This window comes from Commensalibacter sp. A3DC (assembly GCF_047307945.1).
In the GTDB taxonomy this organism is placed as follows: Bacteria; Pseudomonadota; Alphaproteobacteria; order Acetobacterales; family Acetobacteraceae; genus Commensalibacter; species Commensalibacter melissae.
In genome coordinates this window covers 1-4,982 of the sequence record NZ_JAXOQA010000094.1, presented here as the reverse complement: position 1 = coordinate 4,982, position 4,982 = coordinate 1, and the positions used below count along the sequence as shown (strand labels likewise).

Below are 4,982 nucleotides of genomic sequence, written 5' to 3'. Positions count from 1 at the left end.
GTAAAATAAAACTGAAACCTATAATAAACAAATAATAAAATTTATTGTGTATTCTATATATATTTTGCATAATCTTTCTCATTCCTTAAGCTAAAATCATTTATTTCAATATTTCATCAAAATAATCAGATATTTAAATCCACCCCCGCAATTCTTCATTAATCAAGCCCTCAAGCATATCAATTCCTATTTCCTCATCGTTTAGACAGGGAATATAAATGAATTTTTTACCTCCTTCTTTTAAAAATAAAGCTTTATATTGATGACCGATTTCTTCAATTGTCTCAAGACAATCTGTTATAAAACCAGGCGCCATAACCGCTATATTTCTTACACCTTCCGTGACAAGTTTTTTAATAACATCAGTGATATTAGGTTCTAGCCACTTGCCGGGCCCAAAACGAGACTGATAAACCAACGGCATATATCGCTCATCTTTATTCATCATTTTTCGCAATGCCGTGGCGGTCTTTTGACATTCCTGTTCATAGGGGTCTCCTCTATCGACATAGGTTTGCGGCAGACCATGAAAAGATAAAATTATACGTTCGGGTTGTTCGGATAATGAGTTTAAGGTCGTTTCAATTTGTTTATATAAAGCTTGAATATAAACCGGATGATCCGCAAACGAAAACATCGTGCGTATTGCAGGTTGTTTGCGATATTTCTGCAAAATTCTAAATAGCTTATCATTGACACTTGCCGTGGTTGTCGCACTGTATTGCGGGTATAAGGGCAAGAGAAATAAATGATAAAATTGTTTTTTTAAGAAATGACTGATTTTTTGCTCAATGGATGGTTTTCCATATGACATTGCCCAATCAATTAATACAGGTTTGTTCTTGAACCGTGATTGCAACTTTTGAATTTGACGTTCTGTAATCACACTTAATGGACTTTTATTTTCTTGGTTATCCCAAATCATTCGGTAAGGTTTTACAATCCGGAATGGTCGAACTGTTAGAATGATCCCCTGTAAAATAGGTTGCCAAATCAAAGGATTCATTTCTATAACACGTCGATCCGAGAGAAACTCTGATAAATAACGTCGTATTGCGCCATAAGACGCTGCTTCCGGTGTTCCCAGATTAACCAATAAAATCCCAATTTTTTTCGGGCTTACGACAGTTTGCATATTTAAAACCACCTGTATTTATGTATCAATCAAAGCCCAGTTGAACAAGTTTTTTCATCAATGAAGAAAATGGAAGAAATTGTATGTCATCGAAATCATACCATAACTCATCTCGATTTCTAAACGATAAATCAATTTTTTCTATTCTTTTATAAAGTCTTAATTTAAGCACAAAATGTGTAAAAACATGTTTAATGCAACCTTTGTCCTCAAATAATCCTTTCACCCCAACGCTTTCTTTTGCATTATCCAGTGATATTGGCTTTAAATCCCATTGAGTGCCTGGCAATTCCAAGGTTCCGCCCAGCAATCCCTTTGCTGGACGTTTCCTAAATAAAATCCTGCCTTCCCGATCCTGAATAAAAAAAGCAATTCCATATCTTACAGGTCTTGAAGATTTTACAACCTTTCTTGGCAATGTTTCAGCTATTCCCTTTTTATATCCCAAACATTGTCTAGACAAAGGGCATGATAAACAGGAAGGTTTTTTTGGTTTGCAAATTGTTGCTCCCACATCAAATAACGCTTGGGAAAAATCACCGGCTCTTTGTTTAGCTATAAGATCATCATTTAAATGACCAGCTTTTTCATCAAGATATTTTTTTGCTTTTGGTAACTCTGCGTCAATAGTAAATAAACGTGCTGTCAGACGTTCGACATTACCATCAATTGGCACTACAGGAACATTATAGGCAATTGACGCTATCGCTGCCGCTGTGTAATTTCCAACACCTGATAAAGCCTTTAGTTCCTTGACCGTATCAGGAACCTCGCCATTTTTACGCATAATTTCCTGAGCACAACGGTGCAAATTCCTGGCTCGACTATAATATCCCAGTCCAGTCCATAGTGACATGACCGTATCACGATCTGCATCTGCCAGAATATTAATAGTTGGAAAATGTTCTATAAAACGGTAAAAATATGGAATAACCGTTGCAACTTGTGTTTGCTGAAGCATAATTTCACTTAACAGCACATAATAAGGATTTGGTTTTTCATCTTTTTTTGCTCGCCAAGGAAGATCTCGCCGATTATGATCATACCATTCTAATAATGACTGCGCACAAAAACCCTGTTTTGACATAAAATGACAAATATTCCCAAACAAAACCAAAAAAAACGCAATTTATCACAAACTTCAAAAGAACAGAATTCTCGACATCCTGACAGGCGCACCTTTACAATGAGTCAAATTGGCGGTACTGTTCATAGCCTTACGAAACAGGCTTTTCGCCAAAAATCCCTTGCCCACAGTCAGATCAGCATTAATTGGGTCGATATTATCGGCCCTATATACGGCAATAGAACATCTCCACGTCACTTAGCCAACGGGACGTTAACCATTGCATGTTCTAATACAACAGCAACCGAACTTCAATATTTTTCTGAACGTCTTATTGAAAAAATCAATCTTTATTTTGGCCAGAAAATTGTGGCTCGTTTAAAATTTGTTTACCAACGATACAACACTTACCCTTTGACAAAATCTATAAATCATTCATCTTTGGTGGAACCTGTAGAAATTCCGATATTACCGCCTGGTCCCCTGCAAAACGCACTGTCACGATTGGGGGGGCACATACAAATAAAAAAGAAAGGAAAAAATTGATCCATGTATAACCATCATCAAAAAATTATTGAAAAAGCAAAGGATAAATCCCCACCTTATTGTGCTGTATGTTATCCATGCGAAGCAACCGCTATCGAATCAGGACTTGAAGCCTTTAAACTTGGTTTACTCACCCCAATTTTTATTGGTCCCAAAAAACAAATCAAGCTTATCGCCGAACAATATAGATTGGATCTGAAAAACCATCAAATTATTGAGGCATCTTCAGAATCTGAGGCCGCCACACATAGTGTAAAATTAATTCGCGAGCAAAAAGCGCATTTATTGATGAAAGGCAGTCTGCATACGGACATTCTCTTGAAAGCTGTAATCAATAAAGAGGCCGGTTTAAGAACAGGTAAACGCATTACCCATGTTTTCCTAATGGATGGTCCCAATTGGCATACCCCTTACATGATTACAGATGCCGCCATTAATATTGCCCCGGATCTTGTCACTAAAATGCATATTATTCAAAATGCCATAGATCTGCATCATGCTTTAGGATATGGCGTTCCCAAGGTTGCAATTCTTTCAGCCATAGAAATGGTAAATCCAGATATTAGTTCTACTCTTGAAGCCGCAGCCTTGTGCAAAATGGCAGATCGAAAACAAATTGTTAATGGTATTCTTGATGGACCGCTTGCATTAGATAATGCCATCAGCCCTGAGGCAGCGGCGATGAAAGGTCTTGATACACCCGTAACTGGAAAAGCCCAAATTCTGGTTGTTCCCAATCTAGAGGCAGGAAACATTTTTTTCAAATCTCTATCATTCATTGGACAGGCAGACAGTGCTGGAATAGTACTAGGTGCGAAGGCCCCAATCATTTTAACCAGTCGTGCCAGCAGTTTGGATAGTCGTCTTGTTTCCTGTGCTATGGCAAAATTATCCTATCATCATAGTTTAACTCATTAATCAAAATTCCTAAGGCAGTTTTATCGCTGCCTTCTAATATAATCCCTAATTCAAGAGATTTTTATCGCCAATAATATTTTAAGGTGTAGATATCCGTAAAGTGATCTGACTTAGACAGGTATCTTATTATTTAATCCGAACATATTTTGAATGAAATTTATTTGTTCATTGATTATCCATTTTCCTTTAAAGCCCAATTCTTTTTTTATCCAGAGAATGGCCTCATATCCTCTGAGCGTTTTTCTTGCCGTATGGAAAGACTGAAAAACCCATTTTTTAGGATAACCCTCTTTAATCTGAAATGATCATTTTCTATTCCCTGTTGTCAGGATTTCTTTGTTTCATGAAAGCAGTGATCAGGGAGTATATTCTTATTCTTCATGATTTGTATGGTTTTTGGAAAAGTTAATGCTTTATCTGTGCCTATATGGGTTGGAGCGAACAGACCATCTTCTTTAAAGGCTTTTCTAAAGAAACGCTGAGCTGCTTTGATATATTCTCTTGGCAGTTAGCAAAAAGTCAATCGCAGTGCCATCTTTATCAATAGCTCTGTATAGATACTTTCACTGACCTTTTACTTTAATATAAGTCTCATCAACCTATTAAAATGACGGTCTTTAAAATCATCTTTAGATCTTAATATAAACTTCCTTATTAATTCAATAGACATAAATCGTTCTTAAACATGAATATTTAATTCATATCTATAACAGATTAAAATCCATACTCTAAATTTGCGACATAACCAGAAATAGTAATTTTAGTTATTGCCGTGGGAAAACGTGAAGATAAAAAAGTCTATGGAACAACCAATACTCAATTAAATAGTAAGTGAGAGTTATCTAAAAACTTATACGATATGAAGAATTTACGTAAACTCGTTTAATTAAATAGTTTATAAACTAAATCCTATTTTTAATTAAGTAGACGTTCTTTAAAAGAAATTATCATGCACATAAAAATGGCTAATTTACAAATTTAAATAGATGATGATTTTAGAAACCAAACCCAACAAATCGCACAAGATTTAGGGATGGATTTTACAACAGCGGTCAGAGTGTTTTTAAAGCAAATAGTTCATAATCATAGATTACCTTTTAAACCTGAGTTAGATCCATTTTATATGACACATAATAAAATAGCTTTGATGGATTCAATGCAACAATTAAATAAAGGTAAGCTTATTCAAAAATCATTAAAAGGTTTACAGGCTATGAAAAATAAATTTTGCTTTTACGACACAAAGTTGGAATGAATATATTGATTGGCAAACTCAAGATAAGAAAATCACTAAAAAAATTAATGAGCTTTTAAAAG

General features: G+C 35.3%; 7 protein-coding genes and 1 pseudogene. 4 read left to right on the top strand and 4 right to left on the bottom strand.

What is annotated here, in order from left to right; translation table 11 throughout:
• Positions 1-133: 133 nt before the first annotated feature.
• Both hemH and mutY read right to left on the bottom strand, forming a co-directional pair.
• On the bottom strand, positions 134-1,135 hold the full coding sequence (hemH, locus tag U0839_RS08430; protein ID WP_155565108.1) for a ferrochelatase: 1,002 nt from the start codon (positions 1,133-1,135) through the stop codon (positions 134-136).
• Positions 1,136-1,160: 25 nt separating this feature from the next.
• On the bottom strand, positions 1,161-2,222 hold the full coding sequence (gene mutY, locus U0839_RS08425) for an A/G-specific adenine glycosylase (protein ID WP_155565107.1): 1,062 nt from the start codon (positions 2,220-2,222) through the stop codon (positions 1,161-1,163).
• Between the two features lie 3 nt (positions 2,223-2,225).
• On the opposite strand from mutY, the gene U0839_RS08420 reads away from it, so the two are divergent.
• Both U0839_RS08420 and U0839_RS08415 read left to right on the top strand, forming a co-directional pair.
• Entirely contained in the window at positions 2,226-2,747 is a 522-nt protein-coding gene (locus U0839_RS08420) for a DUF721 domain-containing protein (protein ID WP_155565106.1), read from the top strand.
• 3 nt (positions 2,748-2,750) lie between these two features.
• Complete coding sequence (locus U0839_RS08415; RefSeq protein ID WP_155565105.1) at positions 2,751-3,665, top strand: bifunctional enoyl-CoA hydratase/phosphate acetyltransferase; 915 nt, start codon at positions 2,751-2,753, stop codon at positions 3,663-3,665.
• Between the two features lie 325 nt (positions 3,666-3,990).
• Here U0839_RS08415 and U0839_RS08410 read toward each other — a convergent pair whose 3' ends face one another.
• On the bottom strand, positions 3,991-4,110 hold the full coding sequence (locus U0839_RS08410) for a hypothetical protein (protein WP_408869346.1): 120 nt from the start codon (positions 4,108-4,110) through the stop codon (positions 3,991-3,993).
• Positions 4,111-4,119: 9 nt separating this feature from the next.
• A pseudogene (locus U0839_RS08405) lies at positions 4,120-4,264 on the bottom strand (DDE-type integrase/transposase/recombinase); the annotation flags it as partial.
• A 383-nt stretch (positions 4,265-4,647) separates the two neighbouring features.
• Between U0839_RS08405 and U0839_RS08400 the strand changes: the two are divergent.
• Positions 4,648-4,920, top strand: a complete 273-nt coding sequence (locus U0839_RS08400; protein WP_370533583.1) for a type II toxin-antitoxin system RelB/DinJ family antitoxin — start codon at positions 4,648-4,650, stop codon at positions 4,918-4,920.
• Positions 4,886-4,982, top strand: a 97-nt coding sequence (locus U0839_RS08395; RefSeq protein ID WP_413550469.1) for a type II toxin-antitoxin system YoeB family toxin, incomplete at its 3' end; no start/stop codon positions are given. The genes U0839_RS08400 and U0839_RS08395, both read left to right, overlap by 35 nt.